Source organism: Dyadobacter luticola, from assembly GCF_005860805.1.
GTDB lineage: Bacteria > Bacteroidota > Bacteroidia > Cytophagales > Spirosomataceae > Dyadobacter > Dyadobacter luticola.
Genome location: NZ_VCEJ01000002.1, coordinates 1090099 through 1115836 on the forward strand (window position 1 = coordinate 1090099; position 25738 = coordinate 1115836).

General features: G+C 48.3%; 18 protein-coding genes. 7 read left to right on the top strand and 11 right to left on the bottom strand.

Annotated elements, in window-relative coordinates; all coding sequences use genetic code 11:
• Complete coding sequence (locus tag FEN17_RS04685) at positions 1–1401, bottom strand: PQQ-dependent sugar dehydrogenase (RefSeq protein WP_138364123.1); 1401 nt, start codon at positions 1399–1401, stop codon at positions 1–3.
• Between the two features lie 133 nt (positions 1402–1534).
• Between FEN17_RS04685 and FEN17_RS04690 the strand changes: the two genes are divergently transcribed.
• Complete coding sequence (locus FEN17_RS04690; RefSeq protein ID WP_138364124.1) at positions 1535–2794, top strand: Hsp70 family protein; 1260 nt, start codon at positions 1535–1537, stop codon at positions 2792–2794.
• A 2-nt stretch (positions 2795–2796) separates the two neighbouring features.
• On the opposite strand, the gene FEN17_RS04695 is transcribed toward FEN17_RS04690, so the two are convergent.
• From FEN17_RS04695 to FEN17_RS04725, 7 genes are read right to left on the bottom strand one after another with little or no spacing between them, the layout of a single operon-like run.
• Positions 2797–4332 carry an AMP-binding protein gene (locus FEN17_RS04695; RefSeq protein WP_171037843.1) on the bottom strand — a complete coding sequence of 512 codons (1536 nt, stop codon included), beginning with the start codon at positions 4330–4332 and terminating at the stop codon, positions 2797–2799.
• Between the two features lie 30 nt (positions 4333–4362).
• Positions 4363–5376 carry a hypothetical protein gene (locus tag FEN17_RS04700; RefSeq protein WP_138364126.1) on the bottom strand — a complete coding sequence of 338 codons (1014 nt, stop codon included), beginning with the start codon at positions 5374–5376 and terminating at the stop codon, positions 4363–4365.
• Positions 5373–6035 (bottom strand): diacylglycerol/polyprenol kinase family protein, encoded by a 663-nt coding sequence (locus tag FEN17_RS04705; RefSeq protein ID WP_138364127.1) that lies wholly within the window; start codon positions 6033–6035, stop codon positions 5373–5375. Before FEN17_RS04705 ends, FEN17_RS04700 begins: the two co-directional genes overlap by 4 nt.
• A 15-nt stretch (positions 6036–6050) precedes the next feature.
• Positions 6051–7142 (bottom strand): DUF3419 family protein, encoded by a 1092-nt coding sequence (locus FEN17_RS04710; protein ID WP_138364128.1) that lies wholly within the window; start codon positions 7140–7142, stop codon positions 6051–6053.
• Positions 7139–9715 (bottom strand): PEP/pyruvate-binding domain-containing protein, encoded by a 2577-nt coding sequence (locus FEN17_RS04715; RefSeq protein WP_138364129.1) that lies wholly within the window; start codon positions 9713–9715, stop codon positions 7139–7141. The genes FEN17_RS04710 and FEN17_RS04715 overlap by 4 nt, the downstream gene beginning before the upstream one ends.
• Positions 9712–10683: a UbiA family prenyltransferase gene (locus FEN17_RS04720; protein WP_138364130.1), complete on the bottom strand. Its 972-nt coding sequence runs from the start codon at positions 10681–10683 to the stop codon at positions 9712–9714. The genes FEN17_RS04715 and FEN17_RS04720 overlap by 4 nt, the downstream gene beginning before the upstream one ends.
• The gene (locus FEN17_RS04725; protein WP_138364131.1) at positions 10680–11957 is read right to left on the bottom strand and encodes a hydroxymethylglutaryl-CoA reductase; all 1278 of its coding nucleotides are present in this window, start codon (positions 11955–11957) and stop codon (positions 10680–10682) included. The genes FEN17_RS04720 and FEN17_RS04725 overlap by 4 nt, the downstream gene beginning before the upstream one ends.
• Before the next feature lie 170 nt (positions 11958–12127).
• Between FEN17_RS04725 and FEN17_RS04730 the strand changes: the two genes are divergently transcribed.
• From FEN17_RS04730 to FEN17_RS04750, 5 genes are all read left to right on the top strand, one after another.
• Positions 12128–13540 carry an AraC family transcriptional regulator gene (locus FEN17_RS04730; RefSeq protein WP_138364132.1) on the top strand — a complete coding sequence of 471 codons (1413 nt, stop codon included), beginning with the start codon at positions 12128–12130 and terminating at the stop codon, positions 13538–13540.
• Positions 13541–13607: 67 nt separating this feature from the next.
• Entirely contained in the window at positions 13608–15107 is a 1500-nt protein-coding gene (locus tag FEN17_RS04735) for a YfcC family protein (protein WP_138364133.1), read from the top strand.
• A gap of 48 nt (positions 15108–15155) precedes the next feature.
• Positions 15156–15635, top strand: coding sequence for a GNAT family N-acetyltransferase (locus tag FEN17_RS04740; RefSeq protein WP_138364134.1), 480 nt, complete (start codon positions 15156–15158; stop codon positions 15633–15635).
• 73 nt (positions 15636–15708) lie between these two features.
• Positions 15709–16872, top strand: coding sequence for an acetyltransferase domain-containing protein (locus FEN17_RS04745; protein ID WP_138364135.1), 1164 nt, complete (start codon positions 15709–15711; stop codon positions 16870–16872).
• A 32-nt stretch (positions 16873–16904) separates the two neighbouring features.
• Positions 16905–18491, top strand: coding sequence for a serine hydrolase (locus FEN17_RS04750; protein ID WP_138364136.1), 1587 nt, complete (start codon positions 16905–16907; stop codon positions 18489–18491).
• Between the two features lie 47 nt (positions 18492–18538).
• On the opposite strand, the gene FEN17_RS04755 is transcribed toward FEN17_RS04750, so the two are convergent.
• From FEN17_RS04755 to FEN17_RS04765, 3 genes are all read right to left on the bottom strand, one after another.
• Positions 18539–19957 carry a glycoside hydrolase family 125 protein gene (locus FEN17_RS04755; RefSeq protein ID WP_138364137.1) on the bottom strand — a complete coding sequence of 473 codons (1419 nt, stop codon included), beginning with the start codon at positions 19955–19957 and terminating at the stop codon, positions 18539–18541.
• A 49-nt stretch (positions 19958–20006) separates the two neighbouring features.
• Positions 20007–21593: a ribosomal protection-like ABC-F family protein gene (abc-f, locus tag FEN17_RS04760; RefSeq protein WP_138364138.1), complete on the bottom strand. Its 1587-nt coding sequence runs from the start codon at positions 21591–21593 to the stop codon at positions 20007–20009.
• Positions 21594–21760: 167 nt separating this feature from the next.
• The gene (locus FEN17_RS04765) at positions 21761–23479 is read right to left on the bottom strand and encodes a tetratricopeptide repeat protein (protein ID WP_138364139.1); all 1719 of its coding nucleotides are present in this window, start codon (positions 23477–23479) and stop codon (positions 21761–21763) included.
• Between the two features lie 314 nt (positions 23480–23793).
• Here FEN17_RS04765 and FEN17_RS04770 point away from each other — a divergent pair, with 314 nt between their 5' ends.
• Complete coding sequence (locus FEN17_RS04770) at positions 23794–25737, top strand: PAS domain-containing protein (RefSeq protein WP_138364140.1); 1944 nt, start codon at positions 23794–23796, stop codon at positions 25735–25737.
• Position 25738: the final 1 nt, after the last annotated feature.

Consider the following 25738-nt stretch of genomic DNA (forward strand, 5'->3'; position numbering starts at 1 on the left):
TCAATTCTTCGGCGTAAGTCGGAGCAGCAAATCAGGATCATTAAGTAGCACATATATCGCACCGTCAGGCCCGGTTTTGATCTCGCGGACACGCCCAAATCCTTTTAGGAAAATTTCCTGCGATTTCACGCGATTCCCTTCAATTACCAGCCGCTTTATTTCCTCAAATGCCAGCGCGCCCACCAGCAAATTATTTTTCCATTTCGGGAATAAACTGCTCGTCACAAACTCGGCCGGGCATACTGCGGGCGAAGGCGTCCAGTACGTAACCGTCTGTTCCATACCTACTTTCGCAGTATCATTGGAAACAATTTCGCCACTGTAATCGACGCCGTAAGTGATTTTCGGCCAGCCGTAGTTTGCTCCCTTTTTCAAAATATTCAACTCATCGCCGCCCATCGGTCCGTGTTCCGTCATCCAGATTTCACCTGTCACCGGCGAGGGCGCAAATCCCTGCACATTGCGGTTGCCAAGGCTGTAAATCGCCGGCAATGCTTTTGGGTCATTTATAAACGGATTGTCTTTTGGAATCGAACCGTCCGCATTGATCCTGAATACTTTACCAGAAGGTTTTCCAGGATTTTGCGAATCATCCGCCAGGTTCATATCGCCGATTGAAAAGAAAAGAAAGCCCGATTTGTCAAAAAACAACCTGCCGCCCCAGCGCGTCCCGCCTACAACTTTCAGTGAGTCCGGCACTTCGAACAATGTCTGCTCATCCGTCCACGCGAGGCCCTTGATTTTCGCCCGGACGAGCTTCGTCATACTCAGCGATTTTTTGTCTTCCAAACTGCTATTCGTGTGACTATAAGCGAGATATACCCATCCGTTTTTCTTGTAATCCGGGTCCAGCGCAATGTCAAAGTATCCGCTCGTCGCATTTTTAGTGAAGGTAGCAGGTACGCCTGTCACCGGTTCCGGATCGAGTTTTCCATCATTTAAAAACCGGATGGCTCCTGTCCGCTCCGAAATTAGCGCATGATTTGAATCGATAAACTCAATGCCCCAAGGCGTGTGCAGGCCGGAATTCACAACCTGTTCGACTTTTAGTACGTAATCTTTTGTGTTAATGGTCTCAGGAACAGGCATTTTAGCGCTCGGCGCGACGGTTTGGGACTTCACAATAAAATCAGTAACTGCTTTAATCTGCGCATCGTCCAAAGTGGTTTTAAATGCGGCCATATCCGTGTGCGCAATGCCGTATTTGATATTTTTGGAAATTGCTCCCGCACCTTTTCCATACTTCCAATCTGTTTTGATGAGCGCCGGCGCCGATCCGCCCTGCAACTGTGCCCCATGACAGCCCGCGCAGTAAGTCTGGAAAATTTTTGGGCCGTCCTGCGACTGTGCGGAAACCCCTGCGACTGTGAGAAGTAAGATGAACGTAAGGTTATTTTTCATAAAGTTCGATGGTGCTAGGTGCGTGAATATCAGGAAAAAATGCGTTCCAGCGCGTGTGGGAATTGGTAAACTTTCCGCTCACACTTGGATTGCCGGGCAAATAATCGGAAATTGCGCCCCCAATTTTTGAAAGATGACAACTCCTGTTTTTTGCGGTATCGACTTCGGCACTTCCAATTCCAGCCTGGCCGTTGCAAACCAAAATAATGTGTACCTCATCCCTGTCGAGGACGCCAATACCACCATTCCCAGCGCCATGTTTTTTGCCCGGAAAGACAACCAGGCATTTTTCGGTCGCGATGCGATGGAGCGTTTTCTGTCGCGTCAGCCCGGCCGGTTGATGCGGAGCTTAAAACGCGTTTTGGGTAGCACCGCGATGCGCCAGGGCACGATGGTGAATGGTGAACTGATGAAATTCGACCAGATCATCGCCGCTTTTTTGGAAAAGATGAAGCTCAAAGCCGAGGCCGAATGTGGTTCCGAGCTGAGTCACGTGGTGATGGGCCGGCCCGTACATTTTGTAGATAATGATGCCGCGGCTGACCAACGTGCTGAAAGTGAGCTGAAAGCAATTGCAGCCAAGCTTGGTTTCGAGCATATTGGATTTCAATTTGAACCTATCGCCGCCGCATTTGCCCACGAGGCGCGGGTAGTGGGGGAGAAGCTGGCGATGGTGGTGGATCTGGGTGGCGGTACCTCCGATTTTACGGTGATTAGATTGTCCAAGGAAAATGCCAAAAAACACGACCGGACCAGCGATATCCTGGCCAATACCGGTGTGCGGCTGGGTGGAAATGATTTTGATAAAGACCTGAGCCTTGCCGAAATGATGCCTGAACTCGGTTTCAGGACGAGGTATGGTGCCAAAAATCTGGAAGTACCTTCGTACCATTATTTTGACCTTTCCGAGTGGAGCAAGGTCAATTTTTTATATACCAATCGCATTGTTTTTCAGGCGAAACAACTGCTGCGCGAGACGCATGAACCTGCTAAATATGGTCGGCTGATCAATGTTTTGGAACAGGAAACCGGCCACGCGGTACTTGCTGAAACGGAGAAAATGAAGATCGGACTCGCCGGAAATGAGCGTTATGAAGCCTCGCTAAATTTTATCGGCGAGGATCTGCGCATTGATGTCGATCGAGAGGATTTCAACAATGCGATTATTTCCAAAACAGAGCGGATTCTCGAAGCCGCGAAGGAATGTCTGGTAGCGGCGGGCATTAGTGCTGAGGACATTAGCCTGGTGATTATGACGGGTGGCTCTACCGAAATCCCGCTGATCCAGGAGCAGTTCCGCAGCCTTTTTCCCAAGGCCGACTGGTCGGAGGAAAACAAATTGTCCAGCGTCGGACTGGGGCTGGCTTATGATGCGCGGAACCGGTTTTCGTAGGATCAGGAGTTCAGGAATGTGTACTGTCCGGCCAGTCTTCGTAACCTTTCGTAGTCGATTTTCGAGTTATGCCTCGGGTCACGGGGAATTTTTTTGATGAAGAGTATTTTTTCAAATTCCTTTTCAAGCGTTTGCTTCACATTGTCGTGAAACCGGCTGTTTTTCAGTTCAATGATTGCGGTAATTTTCCCGGCTAACATTAAAATTGTCCCCATTTCGATGCCTTCCAAGGTTTGGAAATAATTTTCATACATAAAAGGAGAAACGATTTCATTTTGATTGAAGATGAGCGTGTTACATCTTCCGGTCAAATATAAATTTCCATCCGGCCCAAAGTAACCGCTATCGCCAGTCCGGTGCCAGCAGGTTTCACCAATAAAGATTTTATTTCGTTTGAGCGCTTCCTCATTATGCAGGTAAGCCCTCAAAACGTGTTTTCCCGAGACGATAATTTCGCCAATTTCACCCTGCGTAACTTCTATCCCTTCCAGTTCTTTCTGTGTGCTTATTTCAAGGTTTTCTCTGATCTGAATGATTTTTACGGTTGCAGCCGGCTCCGGCATTCCCACCAGCAAACCCTTTTCATCCTGATTTTCAATCAAAACATCCGCATCAACCGAACTAATTGGTTCCGCTTCTGTTGAGCCATAAACGATTTGAATGTTGGTATCTGGAAATGCATTTCGATATAATGTGGCCTCACTCGGAAAAACCGGCGCGCCTCCGGTGAAGATTTTCTGAATGTGAGGTAATGTTAAATGCTTTTTGGACAAATGTTTGGAAATCTCTTTTACAAAAAATGGGGAGGCAATAATGCTGGTTACTGCATGCGTTTCGATCTGGTCAATGATGTTTTCCGATTTCAGTGAGCCGGGTTTTCTGGCATTGAAATCGGGGATGACGGAGGTGACACCGGCGCCAAGATTGAGGAGTAGCACAATCGGCAGTGCGGGCATGCAGATGTCCGCGGGATCGAATTCCAGGATCGGTTGCAAAGCCAGAAATTGTTCACGCAGGAGTCCGTGGGTGCGGATTGCGGCTTTCGGGTTTCCTGTGCTGCCGGTGGTGAAAGTGATCAGCGCAATGTCGTTTTCTAATGTTTTTGGAAGATTCGCAGCGACTAGATTTTTATCGAAATCCACACCCAGATGCAGCGGAATTTGTCTCAATCCCGGGACAAACCACGCCAAAATCCGGCCTTTGGTCGTACTGATAAATGCTTTACAATGAGCGAGTTTGCAACAAACATTCAGCCTTTTCAAACTAACCCACTCATCCAGAAAAACCGCCACTGCACCGATTTTAAATAAGGCTAAAACAATCCGGTACAAATCATCGCTCATCGGTACAAACACCATTACCCTGTCACCTTTTTGAATGCCTTTTTTTAGGAAATAGGCCGCCGTCTGATCTATGGAGGCAGCAAATTCGCCGAAAGTGACCTTTTTATTTTTGTAGATCAATGCAGTTTTATCCGGCGTTTTTTGCGCCGCTTTTTCCAGCAGATCGACAATGTTAAAAGGTTGATTATCTTCCATGAAGTTGTTATTCAGTACTTTATCAAAGGTTTAGTCGATTTTCACCCCGTACAATGCGTAATTTTTATAATTAACCCCCGAAAAATTCTTGGACAAAGCCATGGACGTGCCCTGCTGATAAATAAAGGGATGCAGCGCGCTCGTAAAGCCCAATTTCATCGCCTCACCGTAAACAATGTTGCCAATCACATGCCCCAAACCTTTCCAATTCGGATCGGGATGCCGCGCCAAAGTTTTTACGATCAAAGATTTTTCAGTGGTATTCAGAAAATCCTGGATGCAGAAATAGTAGCCGATCAATGTGCCGTTTTCATCTTCCGCCAGCAATGTCAAAGCAGGATTGATGAGATTTTTTGTCGGCAGATATTTATCAAGAAATGCTTTTTGGGAAATGGGCGTGTACAGGAAATTTGTTTTAAAAGCGATTTCATTGAATGCATAAATACGCCCGATTTCGTCTTCAAAATGCTGTAAATCAATCGGTCGGATTACAACTCCTTCATCAAATAATTCCTGCTGCCGGGCGGTCAATGCGGCATCTTCATTCAGTTCGAGGTTACTGTCAATGTTGGTGTAATATCTGGCGATGACCTCAAAACCTGCATCCTGAAACTGATCATTGTAATATAAATGATGAAAAGGTTCCAGAAAATAGGGCGGGTTATTACGGTCAGTAGAAAAACGGTAATTTTCCCAGGTACTGCCATTCATCGGGCCGATTAAATAGCTTGCGTCCAATGTTTTGGCTTGCTCTTTTAAATGATCAAGTAATGTGATCGCATAAGTGGCATTCTCCGCACATTCATAAGTCCCGACTGTGCAGGCAGGTGCATCGTGATATTTTAAAAATGGGTTAAAATAAAGACTCGCCCGCGCTACAACTTTTTCGCGATCAGTAAGATAGTAGCACCCTTCCAGAAAATCCACCGGTATTTTCTCTGACTTTTTTAATGCTAGCTCGGACTCCTGATATATGCTTTCGGGTAGCTTTTCAAAAAGGTGAAAATCCGTTTCTCCTGGTTTTGTTTTGAAAATCTGGATCATAAAATCAGGCTCAGGGTAATCGCCACGCTGGCGGGAATTGATAAGTTATCGCTGCCTTTCCAACTGATTGCTTCGGCAATGGTTGCTACTATGGATAGGATAATCAAATTCCAAACTGCGCTTTCCAGTTGAATTTTGAGAATATAAAAAACTATGGCAGAGACTATTAAGTTGCAAACAAAGAATGCCGCCGAGCCGGAAATCGTCTTTTTACATTGACCAATTTGATAGGTCCCGAACGGAAACTTTTTGCCGGTAAGCGCAGCGATCGGATCGCAGATGGCCAGGATTAGAATCGGCAAATAAAAGATCACGACACCTTTATCTAATAATGTGTACATTAAAAAACAGGCATAAACTGCCACCGGAAACAGAATGCTTCCGTGCGAGTCGCGATCGATGGCGTTGATCGAGGGTAACAGTTTGAATTTCAGGCTTAAAAGGAGAATGATCAGGAAGCTGGAACACAGGATTAAAACCTGCCAGTGGCTTGTCAGGAATATAGGAAAAAGCATCGTGAGAAGTCCGGTGCCGAGGTGTACCAGCTTGCGCGTCAGTTCAGGCTTGACATTGAACTGGTGATAAAGCAGCTCGGCCACGCCAAAAAGGGCGAGGAAGCAGGCGGCGAGGATCAGCATCGGCAAAATTTCTGCGAACATGGAGGTAATGTGTGTTTAGGGCCTGACTCGGTTTAATATAAATTGGTTGTAGAAAAATCCTTTGTCGATCCGGGAAAGATTTTCGGAGATATCCCGGCAAAATTCCACTTTCCCGGGCAAAATCGCAGAAATCCGGCGCGGTACCATCAGGTTCCAGTAGGCCAGTTTTCCACCTTTTTCCATGCCTTTTATCAATGTTTCAGAAGTTGTCTTGAAAAGTTTTTCATCCATATATTCAAAAATATCAGACAGGTTCATTGCATGAAAACGCCCGAAGTCTGTCATCGCATCCTGGGCAAAACCTTGTTTTAAATGCAGTGAACCAATATTTTGTCGGATCACTTTGTAATTTTCTTCTTGCAAATAATGTGGCAATGCTCCCTGGAAATCACCCGTCAAATTATAGTTAAGAATGTAGTTCCGCTGAGCAGCCGTCGATCTCAAATGTTGCGCCGCTTTGTTGAAAATGAATGTCGAAACAGCGCCGTCGACCTGTTTCAGAAACTCCGGGTCGCGGCCATATTTGCCCATCACATACCGGCTGAAAAATATTTTGAAAAGCAGCCGCCAGCGCCAGGTATTCCATTTTTTTGTGTAAAAATCTTCCTGCGCCTGTGGAGATTTCGGTGCCAAAAGTTGCCCGACCGTTTTCCTCGAATGTATCCAAGGCAAAATCTTATTCGCAAAAAGCCGGAAGTATTTTTCAAATTTTCCGGCATGGATTACGCCCTTTTCAATGATTTCCCGATTGGCTTCCCAATAAGCTCGCGCCTCTGTCGAAAGCTGGTTTTTGATCAGATCAAAATGTTTTAAACGCTTTTCAGAGAGCGAGAAGCCAAGAAATGCCAAAGTTTCTTCCAGCTCGAAATGAAAGATGCTGATCTTTTTTAACTCGATCAGGAAAAGCTGGGTCGGGTTAATGTCCACGGCTACAACCAGCTCGGGATCAGTGGTTAATAAGGAAAAACTATTGTCTCCCGCTGAGCCGATGGACAGGTTTTTTTTGCCGCGGTCCGACAATGCTTCAACCAGAATATCCGCATCTTCCCAGCAATTCGCATAGCGGATCAGACCGAAATCGACGACATCTGTCAGTTTTTGGCTCATGATTCGATGATGTTAATGATACCCGAACTGCCGTCCATCTCAATTTCGTCGCCGGTTTTCAATGTTTTCAAAAGTCCGGTCACACCGACAATGCAAGGTTTGCCCATTTCGCGCGAGACGATCGCCGAGTGGCTGAGCAGGCTGCCTCGTTCGACAATGATACCCAGCGCGCCGGGAAAAAGGGTGACCCAACCCGGATCTGTACTGATAGTGACAAGGATATCTCCATTTAAAGAGGCAATTTCATGCGCATTTAGCACGACGCGCACTTTGCCCCGCACGCGCCCCGGGGAGCAGCCGATGCCTTTCAGCCCGCCTTCGGGTCGCTCGATTCTATCGGTACTAAAAAAATCATTGTCGTGGTAAGGCGCGCCGTAAGTGGCAAATCGTTCGGAAAGTGGCCCGGCCGCCTGGTTTTTCTCAAATTCGTTTTTCCGCAACATGATCAGCCCGCGAATTTCCTGGGTGACGGAAGTTCCATCGAGGTAAGCGAAAATTTCTTCTTTGGTCAAAAAGAAAATGTCACGCTCGTAGGCAATGATGCCGTCGGCGGCGAACTTCTTTCCGATGTAGCTAAACAACTGACGTACAATACCAAAGGCACGTGTCCTTTCATAGCGGAGATTTTCCCGCGCGCTCACCAGTTCGCGCGCTTTGTTCAATGTGCGCCGAAATTTTAGCTTTTGCAAAATACCGCCTTTCAAAGCTCTATTTATTTCCTGCTCGGCTTTTTGCCGGATTTCCAGCTCGCGGCTGCCTGAAATTTGCGCCGATGTGATACCAGTTTCGACATACGATTTCAGAATGCGGATAAAAGCCGTCGGGTCCTGCGTGTAGGATACCGTTTCCAGTTTCAACTCACCGACGCAGCGCTCGCCGAAATCGGCAATGTACCGGTCGATTTCTTTTTTGATTGAAACAAAATCAATGTGTTTATTCTCAATCAGTTCCGCCCAGATTTCGGCTTCGTTTTTGTTTGTAAAAAGTGCTTTTAATCCTGGATTTTCAGAAATCTGGCTGGCCAGCCGGATACTCCTGTGCACCGGCTCGACGGAGATAATGTCGCTGCTGCCGCAAAGCAGGTCGTTGTGAATGTTGCGGTTTTCGGCACCGGCGTATTTTTCACATTGTTTTTGCAGCATCCCAAACCAGATCATCGCGAAAAAATCATTCAGCAAAGGCGCTTTCCACTCGTCCAGCAAGGTTTTTTCGAAATTCAGATAAAGCTGCATCAGCTCGTAAGCAGTTTTGGAATCGTAATCGATGGCCTTATATTCGGTGATCGTCTGGTTCAAAAGCTCCATAAATTCGCGACGTTTCCGCGGCAGCGATTTCCACCTCAAATACATATTTCCCGCCATCTTCACAATCCGCCACCACGCTCTTCCTTTCGAGAGCTGGTAACTTTCCGGAATGTCAAACCGCTCTTTCACACCCATCATTTTTTCCATAAACCGCGCATTAATGCTGTATCCCGGCAGCATCGCCAGCATGTGGTACCAGGTTCTGAGGTTGTAATAAACCCGGCCGTTGAGGAAACCCAGCGTATTGGAAAACACTCGTTCATTTTGCCGGATTACCGCATCGCTGACGCCGAGATAAGCGCTAAACAGCTTATAAGCAGTCTCATAGGATTTACTGATAAAAGAAAAAGTAAGCGGCGTAGTCACGCCCGGATACGATTCTATAATGTTGCTGTTGTCCCAGAGAATGTAATGTCCGGTAGTGTTGAACTGCTTTTTTAAGGTAGTGACCGGCCTGGTTTGCAATAAATACAACTGACCGTTTTGAAATGCAAATTCGATGTCCTGAGGTGCGCCAAATTCTTTTTGCAGCTGATCCAGCATTTGCCCGATCTCACGGATCTGGTCATCGGAAAGGGTAGGGGCGTTTTGTTTGTCTTCTGCTACTGCTATTTTAATGGTGCCGCCAGAAGCAGCATTGCTAAATGTTACAGCCTCCGTTTTTTCAACAATTTCAGCATAAACATTGCCATTTTTCAATGTAAAATGATCCGCATTTAACTCACCGGAGACCAATCCTTCTCCCAGGCCATACACCGCGCTGATCAGCTTTTCATCCACATTTCCATTTACCGGATTAACACCAAAAGCCACACCAGCAACCTCAGGATCAAGCATTTCCTGAATGATTACCGCGATGCCCGCGGGCCCTAAAAGTTGGTGATGCTGCTGATAAGTTTTCACCCGATCCGAAAAGGCAGAATCCCAGACTGCCCTGATTTTTGATTTCAAATCTGTGGCCGGGACATATAGAAATGTCTCAAATTGACCTGCAAACGAAAAATCGGCGCCGTCTTCATCGGCTGCGGAAGACCGGACTGCGAAGAATCGGGCGTCGCCAAAATCTCTTGATATCTCAAAAACGATGCGATTGATGTCTGATTCTGCCGAATTTTCTGAAAACATGATTTCTAATGTCTCAACCGGCAAAACCAGGAAAGACGGAACCCGCAAACCCAATTTTTTCAGGCGAAAAAGATTGGTCGCTTTTCCGCCGATGGTCAGGTTGGGCGGCAGATTTTCTTCGGTATCCCGCAAGTATCGCATCATACAGACAACATTTTTGAGAGCATCGGGCCGCCGCCTAATGTCAGGTACATCGCGATCGTCCAGAGTGCGGAGGCGTATTCGATCATTTTGGAAAGCTTTTCGGTTTTTTTATTTAAAAACAAAAAGGCAGGCATCGAGCAAATGATAAAAACTGCCCCCAGCACCAGAAACGCAGTTTTACCATAACCTGCAAAAACAGAAGCCGCAATGCTCAATGATAATGTGACCACCAAAATTGCAATCCAAAGCCAGACCGCTTTTTGTGTACCGAGTAAAGAAGTGTAAGTCAGCACACCTTCCGATTCTTTTTCTGGGACGCGGATTTTTCGGCCGACTTCTAGCACAATCCCATTCATAAATGATACTGCGAAAAAAAATACCAACCCGCTCGGCGCGTCGACGCCAGCCAACAACCAGTCCAGTCCGCTGGCGTAAATGTCGATGAGTGGGATGATCACCATGTGCGACACGACGTACCAGAATTGATGCCTTCGAAGCCAGTCGGCGATGAAAAATTCTTTTCCCATCAGCAGCAGATAACCGATTACAATGCTGTAAATCAGCAGCATCTTCGGGAAGAAAATAAGATTGACTACAATTTGAACCGCAGCGAATATCGCGCCGGTTATGGCAAGTTCTCTGAATGTAATCAGGCCGCGGGGCACGGCAAGTTCTTTCCGGTATTTGGCGTCATCTTCGGCGTCTTTGAATTCGTCGAAAATCCGTACGAGAAAAAAGAGGGATATGGTCGTGAAAATGCCGGTAAGGAAAATTTTCCAGCTGACAAATCCTTCGGCGCCGCGGCAAATTCTTGAAAAGGAGATCGCCGAAAAGCTGAATGCCGTAACCAGCAGTCCATGACCGAGGATCGGGAAACGCTCTTTTTGATAAATGTAGAGCCGTTTCAGGAAAGGTGCACGATTTTCCTCCGGCCTGCTGAATTCATTTCCTTGCGCGGGTAGCCTCATTTTTTGCGACCGAACTTCTGGTGAGCGGCGGCAAATTGACCGGCGGACAATGCTGCTGCAATGGACAATTCCCCAGCCAAAACCAGCGCGCCGCATATCTCGGCAAACTTCCGGGCTTTGCCTTCGCCGTAGCAATCCATCAGTTCCAGACATTCGCGCTGGGTGGGTAGCGAAGTACCGCCGCCGACGGTGCCGACGATGAGGTTGGGCAATGTTACCGAGGCATAGAGGCTGCCGTCGCCGGTGAGCTCCATACGGGTGATTCCCACCGCGGCTTCGGAAATGCAGGCGACGTCCTGGCCGGTGGCGATGAAAAGTGCGGTCAGACCATTGGCATAATGTCCCTGCGCGCCGATGGAGCCGCTTTGTATCGTGCCGACTGTGGAAGACAACCAGTATTGCGCCATCGCTTCCGGGCTGGTTTTCAGTATTTTAACAACAATTTCCCTGCTGAGTGTGATCTCGGTTGTTACCTTTTTACCGCGGACATGCGCGAATGATTGGGAAGTGGCTTTTTTATCGCCGGAATAATTGCCTTCGATAAACCACCATTCCGGCTGCACGGGTGCGTTGGCAATGATATATTGGCAAATCGCATTGCTGCAAATGGTGACCATATTTTGCCCGGATGCGTCGCCGGTCTGAAATTCAAAAGTGAGGATCAGGTGGTTGCCTTCAATGTTGGATTTCATATCCGAAAGTCGCGCATATCGGCTGGTTTCACCGGTAATGCGTTCAAATTCAGCAATGTTTCCCAAAATCCAGATCAGGAATGTGCCCAAATCGCCGAGGTGCTCAAACTTGAAAAGCGGCGAGCGCTGGACACCTTCGATCAGGCATACAGAGGTAGTGCCGCCTGCCCGCCGGCAAGCCCTCGCGCCGCGACTGTATGAAGCCAGTAAACTGCCTTCGCTCGTCGCCATCGGTACATAAAAATCTCCTTTGGCGCACGAGCCCAAAACCGTCAGCGGGCCGACAATCCCGGTGGGTACCATGGACATCCCGATGAAATTTTCAATGTTCCCTTCCAGCTGCGAGAGGTTTGAAAACGTATTCTTTCCGGTAAGATAGGGGAGCTCCCGGCCCGTTTTCCTAAGCATATAATCCAGCCTTTTCTCTGTTCCTTCCTGCGTAACCGGCACTTCTGCGGGCAAGGATTCGGTCAGCGGCTCGGGCAATTTTTTGTTGCGGATATCAGAGATCAGCTGGTCGATATTTTCCAAAGCGCTGATTTGCTGCAACGCTTTTAAGGTGATTTCACTTGATGAAGACATAGGGCGTTTTTTGGATTTTTCATGCTAACATTTGGGCAAAATCGTAATTTTTAGAAGAAATAAAAATTTATGCGCCTGCGGCAATTTCGTATGATGCAGAGATAACTGTCTGATTTATGACCAAGTATTGGGTCGAACATTTAAATTGCCGTTTGAATACGCAAAATGCTATGACTGAAAAATCTCACAATGTTGCCGCCCAAGCTTCCATCGCCGTTTTACCCTTCAAAAATCTGAGTAATGATCCCGAAGAAGAATATTTCAGCGACGGGGTGACGGAAGAAATTATCAATGTACTGAGCCGCGTGCCGGGTTTGCAGGTGGCCGGCCGGACTTCTTCTTTTACTTTCAAAGGCCGAACGGATGACCCGCAATTGATTGGTGAACAGCTTCATGTGGACTATATCCTGGAAGGCAGCCTGCAAAGTTCTGATCAGGCGTTGCTGATCGTGGCGAAGTTGCTGAAAGCGGAAGACGGCTCGGAGCTTTGGTCGGAGGAATATGACCGGGCGCTGGAAGATATTTTTGATGTGCAGGACGAAATTGCGCAGGCTATTTTAAGCGCGGTGAAAATTGAGCTGCTGGGCGAGGAGCCGGCGGTGACTTTTAAGCGGTATACCAATAACAAAGAGGCTTACCGGCTGTACCTGCGGGGCCGTTTTTATCACAACAAATTTGCCGGGATTGACGAATACAACAAGGCGATCGGCTATTTTCAGACAGCTATCGAGCTTGAACCGACGTATGCGATTGCTTATTCGGGCATCGCCTCGTGCTACCTGAATATGTGGTTTTACCGGCATATGCCTGCCAAACAAGCTTTGCCGCTCATGAAAGATGCGACGGAAAAAGCGCTGGCGCTGGATAGCGGGATTGTCGAAAGCTACCTCGCGCTGGCACGGATGCAAATGCTGTCGGAGTGGGACTTTTCGGCGGCCTCGGAAACATTTAAAAAAGCCTTGGAACTGAACTGGAATACGGCCGACCTGCACGGACAATATGCGCTTTACCTTGCCCTGACCGATCATTCCGACGAAGCGCAGGAAGAAACGGCCCTGGCGCTAACATTGGAGCCTTTTTCGCTGATCAATAATTTTTATGCAGGATATGTGTACTGGCTCGCCGGGAAGTTTGACAAAGCCATCGAACAAGGCCGGAAACTGACGGACCTGGAACCTTCTTTCTGGGGCGGACATTTGATTACCGGCTTAAACCAGATCACACTACAAGATTATCCGGAGGCGCAGGAAGCATTGGAAACCGCCCTCGAAATGAATTATAACGGGATAACATTGAGCGCCTGCGGTGTGCTTTTCGGTCTCTCCGGCGAAACCGAAAGCGCGCGTGACATCCTCACTCAAATGAATACATTAAGCCAAACGCAGGTCGTCTCGAACTACGATATGGGTATTGTTAACGCTTCCATCGGTGAAAAAGATACTGCTGTGAGATATTTCCAAACTGCCGTAGAAAAGCACGAGCCGCCTATGCTGTTTTTCAAATACATTGTCCGGGATTGGCTTTCCGGAGAATTGTATGATGAGAGGTATGGGGAATTGGTTGGGATTTTGCGACGGGGTTAAACTGATGCAGCGCATCGCCCGATATCTTATCTGCGGATTTCAATCCGCAGATATATAAAAAACCTTTATGCCCTCAACACGCCTTCCCTCGCCGCTCACTATCTTAATGATCGTCGTCATCCTCGCGGCGATCAGTACCTGGCTGCTGCCCGCTGGCCAGTATAGCAAGCTGGCTGCGGAGGGGACGGATGCATTTGTATTGACTAGCCCGACCGGTTCGGTTAAACTGCCTTTTGCGCAAAAAACACTGGACAGCTTGTCGATAGACATTGCGATCGGGAAATTTAGCAGCGGCGATATCCGGAAGCCGGTTTCGGTGCCGGGGTCTTACCAAAAACTTAAAAGCAATCCACAGGGCTTCACCAGCATTTTACAGGCACCTATCCGCGGCATTATCGATAGCATCGACATTGTCCTTTTCATTTTGACCATCGGCGGTTTTATGTATGTTTTCAACGAAACCGGCGCGATTGCCAGAGGCATTGAAAACCTTTCGCATACCATGAGGGGCCGTGAGCCGCTGCTGATGGTTTTGCTGATCTTCATTTTTGCGTTTCTGAGGGCTTCTTACGGGATGGAGGAAGAGGCGATCGTTTTTATTCCCATTCTCGTCCCACTTTTTCTGGCGGCCGGTTATGACCTGCTGATCCCGGTGGCGGTGGTTTTTGGTGGAACGAGCGTCGGGGGCATTGCAGCTTTTTCGAACCCTTTTTCGGTAATCGTCGCTTCGAATGCGGGGGGAATCAACTGGATGGACGGACTGTACGAGCGGCTTATTCTGTTTATGATCGCGACTTCTTTTATGGCCTGGTTTGTGGTCAGGTATGCAGCGAAGATCAGGAAAAATCCGGCTGCGTCGCTGGTTTTGCAGATCGAGGGAGTAGTAGCGCCAGCTTTGGAAAATGTGGTAAGTGACCAAAAAGAGCCTGTTTTGCTCGATTTAAAAACCAAAATATTGCTGCTCATTTACTTCGCCACATTTATCGGCATGATTTCCGGCATTGTGTGGCTGGGTTGGTGGACGATCGAAATGTCGGCGCTTTTTCTCGGCGTATCCATTCTGGTGGCTGTGATCACGCGGATGAATGAGCGGGTTTTTGTAAGCAATTTTATCAAAGGTGCCGAAAGTCTGCTTTCTGTCGCATTTATAGTCGGGGTGGCGCGCGGGATTACCATTGTACTCAACGACGGCCTCATTACCGACTCGATTCTTTTTTACGCGTCCGACATTGTACAACATTTGCCGCCCGCCGTTTTTATCCTGTTTTTAATGGTTTTTTATCTGATCTTCTCGCTCTTTATCAGCTCATCGTCGGGCATGGCCGTGCTCACGATGCCCGTGGTAGGCGCGCTGGCGGTGATCATCCATATTCCGGGGCGGGAAATCGTAAACAGTTATTTGTACGGGATCAACATCATGTTTTTCATTTCGCCCACCAGCCTGGTGTTGCCGTCGCTGGCGATGGTAAATGTGAGTTACAAAGTCTGGCTGCGTTTTATAACCCCGGTGATGGCCGTACTGCTACTTTTATGCGCTGTTTTTCTGGTTGTTGGATTGTATCTTTAAAAAAGCGCACGACAAAGGGTAAAATAGGAGGGATCAAACATTTAGATCATGACAACACCAGATATCCAACTTAAAACCGCCCAAGCTTTACAGGAATATTCCGATGCAGCGGATCTGATTATCGCTTACGTAACCTGGCTGGGTTTTGATCTTTCTTTTCAAAATTTTGACAAAGAAATGGCGGACTTGCCAGAGATGTACAATCCCACGAATGGCGGTCTGTATGTGGTTTATCTGGATGAAAAACCGGTTGCAGTGGCTGGTTTGAGGCGATTCGGAGAAAACGACGGTGAGGTAAAAAGAATGTACGTAAAGCCGGAAGCCCGCGGCCACGGAATTGGAAAATTGCTTTTGACCAAATGCATTGAAGACGCAAAAGCCCTGCATTATGATACCCTCAAACTTGACACCGCCGATTACATGACCGCCGCCATCAAACTCTACACCGACCACGGCTTCACCGAAATCCCAGCCTACCGCTTCAACCCCCACGCAGAAGCCAAATATTTCGAACTGCCCCTAAAATAAAAGCTAATGACCAAAATGACTACCAATGACCACACCTGACAACCCCTGACCAAACCGTCAACCCAACCCCAAAATGCCCAACCTCACCCCCTCCCGCATCCAATCCATCGATCTCCTCAAAGGCTTCGTAATGGTACTCATGGCACTGGATCACACGCGTGATTATTTTTTCCAGGCCGGTTCTTTTTTCGAAGTTAGCAACCCGGCGCAAGCCGCTGTACCTGTGTTTATTACGCGTATCATCACGCACGTGTGCGCGCCGACATTCAGTTTTTTAGCCGGGGTTTCCGCTTATATGTCGGGTAAGAAAAAATCCAAAGCAGAACTCGCCGAATTTCTGGTCAAACGCGGGCTCTGGCTGATTTTAATGGAATTGACCATCATTACATTTGCCTGGTATCTCAATGTGGCATTCAACAGTATCGACCTGGCGGTAATCTGGGTGCTGGGGGCGAGTATGGTGTTTCTGGCCGGCTTCATATTCCTGCCGCCAAACGTGATCCTGATTATCTCTGTTGTGCTGATCGCGGGACATAACTTGCTGGATAACATCCATTTAAACAATGTCTGGTGGGCGATGCTGCACGAAGTTTACGCAACCAAAATCTTCGGCGGTCATACCACTTTCTCGATCATTTACCCGATCATTCCCTGGATCGGCGTGATGTCGCTAGGGTATTATGTGGGGCGTTTTTATGATAACTCAATATTACCAGCGCAGCGACGAAAGTGGTTTAACCGGATCGGCTTTTCATCTTTTGCGCTTTTTATCATCATCCGATGGCTCAACGTTTATGGCGATCCGGTTCCCTGGGTGCACATGCCCACTACCGGCAGGACGCTGATGTCGTTTTTGAACGTAACGAAGTATCCGCCGTCGCTGTGCTACCTGCTCTTTACATTGACATTTACCTTTTTGTTTCTGGCCAATTCCGAAAAGTGGCGCGGTAGGCTTGTAGACTTTTTCAGCGTGTTTGGCCGGGTGCCGTTTTTCTACTACATTCTGCATTTATACCTGATCCGCATCGCAAGCGGCGTAGCGGGCTGGCTCACCGGCCATGGCTGGGATTTGCTCGTTCAGAAAGATTTTGAAATAGACCTCCATGGATTCGGGTTCAGTCTGCCTGCCGTGTACCTGATTTGGATGTGCATTATTGTGGCACTTTATCCGGTTTGCAAGCGATTTGACCGCTACAAGCAAAGTCACCGGGAACAGTGGTGGCTCAGCTATCTTTAACATTCTCATTTAGTATTTTAAAATTCTTTGTTATGAAAAAAACTTTACGCTTTCCGCTGCTCTTTTTTTGCTTTAAACTGCTGATTAGCTTCGACTTATCTGCGCAGATTTCGTCAAACGAAGTCGACGCACTGGTACAGGATGCGCTGGTAAAATTCCAGGTTGCCGGAGCTTCCGTGGCGATTGTGAAGGATGGAAAAGTGGTGCATAAAAAGGGTTACGGGGTGAGATCGGTTGAAACAAAACAACCCGTCGACGACCGTACCAACTTTCAGATCGCCTCCAATTCCAAAGCATTCACGACCGCCGCGCTGGCTATTTTGGTGGATGAGGGCAAAATTTCCTGGAAGGATAAGGTGAAAAAGCACATCCCTGAATTCAAAATGTACAATGAGTATGTGACGGAGAATTTCCTGGTCGAAGATCTGCTCTGTCACCGCTCGGGACTGGGCTTGGGCGCGGGAGACCTGATGTTTTTTCCGGATGGTACCGATTTCACGATCAAGGATGTGCTTTCGAGCTTCCAGTACTTCAAGCCGGTTTCTGCATTCCGCACGCAGTTTGACTATGATAACCAGCTCTATTTCGTGGCCGGGGAAGTGATTGCGCGGGTCACCGGGATGTCGTGGGAAAAGTTTGTGCATTCGCGGATCATCGAACCACTGGGGATGGACCATACCTATACTTCCGTGGCCGAAGTGACGGACAAGATCAACCTCGCGATGCCGCATTCAACTGAAAACTCGGAAACCAACAAGATCCGGAAAATCGATCTATTTATCGAGGCGATCAGCGGCGCGGCAGGTGGTATTTTATCCAATGCGGATGATATGTCGAAATGGATGATCACGCAACTGAACAAGGGAAAATATGGACCAAATCTGGAAAAGCAGCTTTTTACAGAAGCGCGGCAGCGGGAAATGTGGACGATCCATACCGTCACCGGCGTGAACCGCGATCCACGCTACAACTCACATTTCGCCGGTTATGGGCTGGGTTGGGACCTGGCCGATATCAAGGGAAATCTTCGAGCAAGCCACACCGGCGGCCTGCCCGGAATGCTTTCAACTGTCGTACTAATCCCGGATCAGAAGTTAGGAATTATGATTTTGACCAATACCGAAGCAGGCGGCGCTGGTTTGTTCAGTGCACTGAGCCGGACGCTCGTGGATAGTTATTTAGGGATTGATAAAACGGATAAGGTGGACTGGATCAGCAGGATCAGCAAGAATTTGCAGGCAGGAAGATCCTATGGCGACTCGGTAACAACGAAAGTATGGCAAACTGTGGCCGCCGCGAAGAATACGCCGGTGAAAGCGAATGATTATGTGGGTGTTTACGAAGACAAATGGTTTGGGAAAGTGGAGGTTTTTTTAAAAGGAGACCAGCTATGGTTTAAATGTTACCGTTCCAAAAGATTGAACGGCCCGATGCATTTTTACAAAGCAAATACCTTTGCCATAAAATGGGAGTACCAGGATATGGACTGCGACGCATTCGCCAGCTTCGTCCTGGATGAAAACGGCAAAGCGCAGAGTATCAAAATGAAAGGTATCTCACCCAACATTGATTTCAGCTTCGATTTCCATGATTTGGATTTGCAGCGGGTGGGTAAGTAGTTTTTTATGCCACGAATACACCGCTGCGGTGTATTCGTGGCATAAAACTAGGCAAGCAGCGCCGGCTTATTCTTATAAGTCTCCCACAAAAACTCCCCGAACAAAGTATTTGCCCACGCAAACCAGGAGCGCGTGAACTTCGTAGCATCGTCTTTATGGAAAGATTCGTGCATAAAGCCCGTACCTGCGTGGTTCTTTTTCAATAACTGGACGCAGAATTTGATCTCGGCGTCGTCCTTGCTGGTTAGTCCGCGGATGATGATACCCAGCGGCCAGATCATGTCGATCCCCGCGTGTGGCCCACCGATTCCTTCACCTGCTTTCCCCTTGAAAAAGAAGGGGTTATTGGGTGAAAGTAACATTTTCCGGGTGTTTTGGTAAACCGGATCGGAGACTGGCATCGCGTCCAGGTAAGGCATTCCCAGCAGGCTCGGCACATTGGCATCGTCCATCAGGTTGTAGCTCCCGAAACCGTTCACTTCATAAGCGTAGATCTTGCCATATTGCGGGTGATCGATCACCGCATATTGTTTCAATGCTTTGTCGACTTCATTCGCCAATGCAGTCAGTTCAGCGGCACCGGCTTTGTCATTCAGGATCTTTTCAAACATCGTCGCCGCCTGTCTCAAACTGGTCACGGCGAAGAAGTTGGAAGGTACCAGGAAAGAATAAATCGTGGCATCATCGCTCGGGCGGAATGAGGAGCAGATCAATCCCACGGGCTTCACCGGATAGCCGTAACCGTTCATCGGCACGCCGTCTGTTGCCCAGGAAGTTTTACGCTGAAAATGATAAGGCCCGTCGCCGTTTTTGCGCTGCTGCTCTTTGAATGTTTTCAATGTCAGCATCACCGCTTCCTTCCATTTTGCATCAAAAGGCGCCGTATCGCCGGTCAACTGCCAGTATTTGTGTGCCAGGCGGATCGGATAACAAAGCGAATCGATCTCCCATTTGCGCTCATGCAGTCCCGGTTTCATATCCGTTACATCGTCTTTCCACTCGCCCTGCTTGTTCGGATCGTCGTAAAAAGCATTGGCATAAGGATCTTTGATAATGCAGGCCGACTGGCGGTTGATCACCCCAGCGATGAGCTGCTGCAATGATCTATCTTTTTTAATAAAATGCAGATAAGGCCAAACCTGCGCGGTACTGTCACGCAGCCACATGGCGTCGATATCGCCGGTAATAACGTAGGTATCCGGCCGTGCGCCGTCGGCTTTATGGGTAACCGTGGTGTCGAGCGTATTGGGAAAGCAGTTGTTAAAAAGCCAGCCGAGTTCCTTGTCTTTCACGGCACCCTGGAATTCAACGATGGCATCTTCGATGACTTTGCTGGTGAAGTTGCGCTTGGCAGCCGGAACCCGAACAACCGGAAAATTGGCTGCCTGGGCAAATGAAGGTATTTTTGACATCATCAAACCCGTACTGAGTAGCGCTGTATTCTTTATAAAGCGGTTGCGATTCATTGCGTAATTAAGTTAAGTTTTGAGGGGCAGAGTTTTCCCGGGGCGAAAATTACAAAACCAGCGATTCTTCCACATTGATTTCTTTCAAAAAATAGGAATCATGCGAAATGACAAGCAATGTTCCCCGGTATTCGTTGATCGCCGCCGTCAGGATTTCAATGTTCTGAATGTCGAGATTGTTGGTCGGCTCGTCGAGAATGATGAGGTCGGGCGCCTGGTTGCCGATGGCGAGGGAACAAAGCATCAGCCGCATTTTTTCACCTCCGCTCAATGTAGAGCAGGGTTTATCCCAAAATGCTTTGGTAAACAAATACCGGTTGAGGCGGATTTTGATATCATGCTCCTGTAAGTCGCGGGAGTTGAATTTTTGCGCCTGCTCGTAAACCGTCAGTGTTCCGTCGATCAACGAATAATTCTGGTCCATATAAATACTACGGACTTCTGCGCGCTCGATGCTGCCGGTTTGCGGCTGGATTTCGCCCAATATCAGTCTGATTAAGGTTGTTTTTCCTGAACCATTGGGGCCTTTTACAGCCAGTCGCTGGCCGCTGGTTAGCTGAAAGCTGAGCGGGTTTTCCCACAACATTTGCTCGCCATAACCAAAATTCACATCCGTCGCCGTGACCAGGATTTTACCTTTGTGCAGCCTGGAATGGTCAAAATCCATTTTCATTCTATCTGTATCCGGCAGTTCCTGGCGTAGCTGGCTCATTTCCTGCGAGATAGCCCCCACTTTTTCCGCATGCACTTCCTTCATATTGGCCGTACTTCGCTCGGCTTTGTTCCTTAATGTATTGAGCATAATGGTCGGGATGCCAGCTTTTTCCTGCTTTCTCCGACCGCGAGCGTCCAGTTTTTGTTGCCGCTCGATGGATTCGCGCTCTATTTCTTTTGCCTTCCGAAGTGCTTTTTCCTTGTTTCTCAAATCGTTCGCCAGTGCTTCGCTTTCCACTTGTTTCTGGGCAGCATAAAAATCATAGTTGCCACCATAAATCCGGATGCCGCGTTTACTGAGTTCATAAACCGAATCGAGCAGATTCAGCAATGTCCGGTCGTGGCTGACAATCAGCAGGGTATCCGTTGTAGTTTGAATGTATTGATATAAAATGCGCCGGCTCGCATCGTCCAGGTGGTTGCTAGGTTCGTCAAGGAAGACAATTTCCGGTTTGTGGATCAGGATACCGGCCAGGAAAATTTTTGTTTTTTGCCCTCCGCTCAGCGAGCCGAATGTTTGCATTAAGTTTAATCCATCCAGCTGCCAGTAAGCTAGCGCTTCTGCGCAGCGTTCTTCAATGCCCCAGTCATCATTGAGCAAAGAAAGATTTTCTTCGGTAACATTACCTGCCAAAATTTCCCGCAAAGCCAGCAGGTTTTCTTCCACGCCCAGAGCCGCCGCTATGCTCCCGGTATCGTATTGACCTAGTAGTTGCGGAACAAAATAAGGCGCAGACTCCGTCCGCACAATTCCCTGCGAAGGTTGCAGCGTGCCAGCCAAAATTTGTAACAAAGTAGATTTTCCCGAACCGTTATTCCCGATCAGCGCAATTTTTTCGTGACGATTAACAGTAAGGGATATGTCTGTGAATAACAGATCTTTATTGGGATGCGCATACGCGACATCTTGCAGAATAAGCATAATTTCCAAGTAGTGAAAGTGAATAATCGGGCAGCAAGCAAAGTGCAGCCCTGAACATTTTCCTAAAAGAAATTATATCTCACATAAAGGGATTTCCTGGATTGAAGGGGACAAAGATAGGGAAGTCTTACCTGAAATGCGTATTCAACAAGTATCCGATCAGCATTTTACCTGATCTGCACCGACGCAGTCGGTAGCTCGTCCGCTTTCGCAAAAGATTGCTGGTACTTGGTTTTATACCGGGCCAGCTCTTTGGTTTTCTTCTGCGCAGCCAGACTTTTATACAAACCCACCAGCGACCAGCCGTTGCCGGGATTGTAGGTCAGATCTTTGCGATAAATGGCTTCTGCCAGCGCGGATTTCCCATCTTTTAGCAAATATGCACCAAGGAACTGGCGCGAGGGGATCGGCCAGTCTTTTGGTTCGGTGTAGATCAGCTTGTCTTCCAATGCGGCGGCCTCCTGAAAATTGGCGATGGCCTTTCCAGGCAGTTTTTGTGCGTAAAATATTGCTCCTTTCAGGATTTTTTGCGCAATGTTGGCAATTTGGATCGGGGAGTTAAATGGTATCCGACGTTTGGTCAGCGCCGGGTCTTTCATGCTGATATTTAAGCTTCTAAGACGCGCCGCAGCCGAATCAAGCTGATCGGTATTGACAAATGCCAGGCCTTTTGCAAAATCTGAAAGGACATTCGCGTAGGACCATTTTCCATCCGGCATGGCCGTATCCGCCAGGATTTCCTGCCACTTTCCATGACGTACCATCGCCATTTCGGGCAACATATAAAGGTATTGATCATAAGTCGATTCGGCAGTAGGGGATACGCTTTTCCGGCAGCGGAGGGCGTATTTGACGGCATCTTTGTACATGCCGGCCGAGAGCGCACAGTAAGTTTGCACCGCGAAATAATGCGGAGACTGTTTACTCAGCGCAAGGTTTTTAGCCAGTAAATCGTAATATTTCAAATTGTCATCCGCCAGGTTATTGACCTCTACACCCTTCACATACAACCCGTTACGTTCGTACTCGTGGCTCGACATGTGTACCATGTGCGCCACGCCCGGCAGCAGGTCACGCAAAGTTTCAGCGCTGCCCAAGGCCACTTCCGGATGCAGGGAAGCCTCGGTGAGGTGAATGTAGTAATGCAATGCCGCAGGATGTTTTGGATTGGTTTTCAAAACTTGCTGGCAGATAGTGACCAGCTCTGGCGTCCAGGCTTTTTCGCTGCCGTCTTTATTCCAGAAATCCCAGGCGTGCATCAGCATATTGGCATCGATGTACAGCACTTTCATGTCGGCGTCATCAGGGTAAGTGTCGATCAGGGATCTCAGTTTTTGTGCGTAAGCCTGATTCAACGCGGCCCGCTGTGCATCCGAGGCGTCGTCCGAGTATCGGCTGTTCATGGCGTCGATCAATGCCTTTTCTTTTGGTGACGCACTGGTAGCAAGCGCATTCATGCTTGTCAGGACGCCTGCCAGCTCTTCCGGTTTTTTATAGCTGTGCGCCGCATTGTAGTAAGGCCCCATCGCCAGCGCCTGACCCCAGTAAGCCATCGCATTTTTCGGATCAATCCGCGCGGATTCTTTGAAAGACGCCACCGCTTCCTTGAAATGATAGCTGTAATACATATTCAACCCCTGATCGAAATAAAATTGTGAGCTGTCCTCTTTGGTCGAAACCGGATAACTGTAACGTCCCCAGCCAGGTAGCGCCACCACGAACTTTCCGTCAGCCGCCGGTCGTATCTCCGCGTCATAAAATGGTCCGCACACGGCGATATCTCTCACCGTTTTCGCAGGAGCCACGGTGTTTTTAGTATTAAAATAAAATGCGGAAATCCCCAGCAGAAAAGAAATAAAAAGGGAAGGAAGCAGGAAAATTTTCATGGAAGTAGCTGTTTGCGATGCCTTTTCTCTAAATATATTTAGGCAAGACAGGTAAAATCAGATTTGAAATATAGCAAATTCCTGCCTTTGTCACGCGGAGGATCGGATAAGTTTCTATATTGTAATGTCGCCAGTGGATACATTCTTGTCGAATAAATTAAATCATTTAGTGGCTTTAAACATTCTGATAAAAAATATAATTAAATTGACAGCATCTTGCGGGTAATTCCTATGCAGGTCGTCGACGTTTATAACCAACAGTTAGTATTTACTTAAATGTTTAAATACACCCAGCGTGTAGATCGGTTAGTGGCATGACGAACGAAAATATCAGTGAAGTATTCGAGGCTTTGCCGTCTCCGAGTATCGTATTGGCGGCTGACAAGCCCAGATTTACCATAACGGAAGTGAATGCCGCGTACCTATCCCTAACCCAAAAATCGAGGGATGCGCTGATAGGAACCGGGTTCTTTGAAGCCTTCCCGGATCTTCCGCCGACCCGAAAGGAGGTTTGGATCTCGCTGCTCGACAGGGTGCTGGAAGAGCGACAGCCCAATAAGACCCCTGTTTCACGCTACGCACGCCCGGCCGTCCGAGACGGATATTTTGTGATCACCAACACACCGGTTCTCGATAAGGACGGCGCTGTGGCATTCATCGCACGGTCACTGACCGACGTGACGGAGATTGCAGAATGTGTGCTGCACGATAGCAGCGCAAACATTGAGTCCAAGCGGCTCGAAAAAATGGAGCGGCTGGAAAAGAAGATTTTGGAGCGCAACATTTCGAATGCCAAATCCATCGACGTGATCCTGACGGATTACCTTTCCGGCATAGAGTTTATTTTTCCAAAAATGCGCTGCGCGATCCTTTCCGTGCGGAATAACCACCTGCATAACTGGGCAGCACCATCGCTTCCGGTCTCTTATCTTAACTCCATTGAAAATGTGGAAATCGGGCCGCAAGTGGGTTCCTGCGGGGCGGCTGCTTTCCTGAAAGAACGCATCGTGGCCAGTGATATCGCTATCGATCCGCGCTGGACTAAGTATCGCGAAGTGGCGCTGGAACATGGCCTGCGCGCCTGCTGGTCGCACCCGATCATTATGATGGATCAGACGGTAATTGCCACATTTGCCGTGTATTACGACCAGATCCGGTATCCGGCGGAGGAAGAGATCAAAGTAATAGACCGCGCGGGGGCGATTTTAAAACTGATATTGGAAAACTGGCGGATCGCAGAAGTTTCGGAGCAGACCCGGCTGGAATTGCTGGCGAGCGAGTCGCGGCTGCGGAGCCTGGTGGACGCGCAGACCAACTATGTGATCCGGACCGACATTTTTGGAAACTACACGTACTATAACTCCAAATTCGAGCAGGATTTCGCCTGGTTTTATGACCACAAAAACTTCCTTGGCGTCAACTGTATGCAGATCGTCAAGCAGTACGATAAGAAAAAAGTGATTGAAACCGTGGCCGATTGCATGAAAAATCCGGGGGTGGTATGTCCGCTGGAAATCGACCATATCAGTGAGGATGAGGATCAGCAAACCGCTTACTGGCATTTTATTGCGCTCACCGATCCGCAGGGAAAACCGGTGGAAATCCAGTGTATCGGGATCGATATATCGGAACGGAAAAAGGCCGCGGACGCGCTCAAACGAAGCAACGAACGCTACGAGCTGCTCAACAAAGCGGCCAATGATGCGATCTACGACTGGGACCTGGTGCGCGACCACATTCACTGGGGCGACGGTTTCCGTAAACTCTTTGGATTTGATGTCAGTGAAGAACAATATCCGATCGAGCAATGGTCGCGACACATTCACCCCGCCGACAAGGACCGCATCCGGGAAGATTTGTACCGACAGCTGGAAAACCGTGACCAGACGAAATGGAATGCTGAGTTCCGCTTCAAAAAGGCCGATGGTACCTATGCGTATGTGGAGGATACCGGATACATTCGCCGAAACCGCGGCGGCAAACCTGTGCGGATCATCGGCGTGGTGCGCGACGTGACCGAGCGCATGCGGTACGTGAGCGAAATCGAGGAGCGCAACCAGAAATTACAGGACATTGCCTGGCTTCAATCACACGTTATCCGCGCGCCGCTCGCCAGGCTGATGGGGCTTGTAGACCTGATCCAGAATTACGAAAATTCAGCCGAAGAAATCAATCAGCTCCTTGACCACATTCTGACGTCGGCCAACGATCTGGACAACATTATCCGCAGCATTTCTTCCAAAACCGCCCAGGTGTAGT

Coding starts and splice junctions, on each gene's coding strand:
- FEN17_RS04685 (WP_138364123.1), bottom strand. CDS start 1,401: ATGAAAAATAACCTTACGTTCATCTTACTTCTCACAGTCGCAGGGGTT.
- FEN17_RS04690 (WP_138364124.1), top strand. CDS start 1,535: ATGACAACTCCTGTTTTTTGCGGTATCGACTTCGGCACTTCCAATTCC.
- FEN17_RS04695 (WP_171037843.1), bottom strand. CDS start 4,332: ATGGAAGATAATCAACCTTTTAACATTGTCGATCTGCTGGAAAAAGCG.
- FEN17_RS04700 (WP_138364126.1), bottom strand. CDS start 5,376: ATGATCCAGATTTTCAAAACAAAACCAGGAGAAACGGATTTTCACCTT.
- FEN17_RS04705 (WP_138364127.1), bottom strand. CDS start 6,035: ATGTTCGCAGAAATTTTGCCGATGCTGATCCTCGCCGCCTGCTTCCTC.
- FEN17_RS04710 (WP_138364128.1), bottom strand. CDS start 7,142: ATGAGCCAAAAACTGACAGATGTCGTCGATTTCGGTCTGATCCGCTAT.
- FEN17_RS04715 (WP_138364129.1), bottom strand. CDS start 9,715: ATGATGCGATACTTGCGGGATACCGAAGAAAATCTGCCGCCCAACCTG.
- FEN17_RS04720 (WP_138364130.1), bottom strand. CDS start 10,683: ATGAGGCTACCCGCGCAAGGAAATGAATTCAGCAGGCCGGAGGAAAAT.
- FEN17_RS04725 (WP_138364131.1), bottom strand. CDS start 11,957: ATGTCTTCATCAAGTGAAATCACCTTAAAAGCGTTGCAGCAAATCAGC.
- FEN17_RS04730 (WP_138364132.1), top strand. CDS start 12,128: ATGACTGAAAAATCTCACAATGTTGCCGCCCAAGCTTCCATCGCCGTT.
- FEN17_RS04735 (WP_138364133.1), top strand. CDS start 13,608: ATGCCCTCAACACGCCTTCCCTCGCCGCTCACTATCTTAATGATCGTC.
- FEN17_RS04740 (WP_138364134.1), top strand. CDS start 15,156: ATGACAACACCAGATATCCAACTTAAAACCGCCCAAGCTTTACAGGAA.
- FEN17_RS04745 (WP_138364135.1), top strand. CDS start 15,709: ATGCCCAACCTCACCCCCTCCCGCATCCAATCCATCGATCTCCTCAAA.
- FEN17_RS04750 (WP_138364136.1), top strand. CDS start 16,905: ATGAAAAAAACTTTACGCTTTCCGCTGCTCTTTTTTTGCTTTAAACTG.
- FEN17_RS04755 (WP_138364137.1), bottom strand. CDS start 19,957: ATGAATCGCAACCGCTTTATAAAGAATACAGCGCTACTCAGTACGGGT.
- abc-f (WP_138364138.1), bottom strand. CDS start 21,593: ATGCTTATTCTGCAAGATGTCGCGTATGCGCATCCCAATAAAGATCTG.
- FEN17_RS04765 (WP_138364139.1), bottom strand. CDS start 23,479: ATGAAAATTTTCCTGCTTCCTTCCCTTTTTATTTCTTTTCTGCTGGGG.
- FEN17_RS04770 (WP_138364140.1), top strand. CDS start 23,794: ATGACGAACGAAAATATCAGTGAAGTATTCGAGGCTTTGCCGTCTCCG.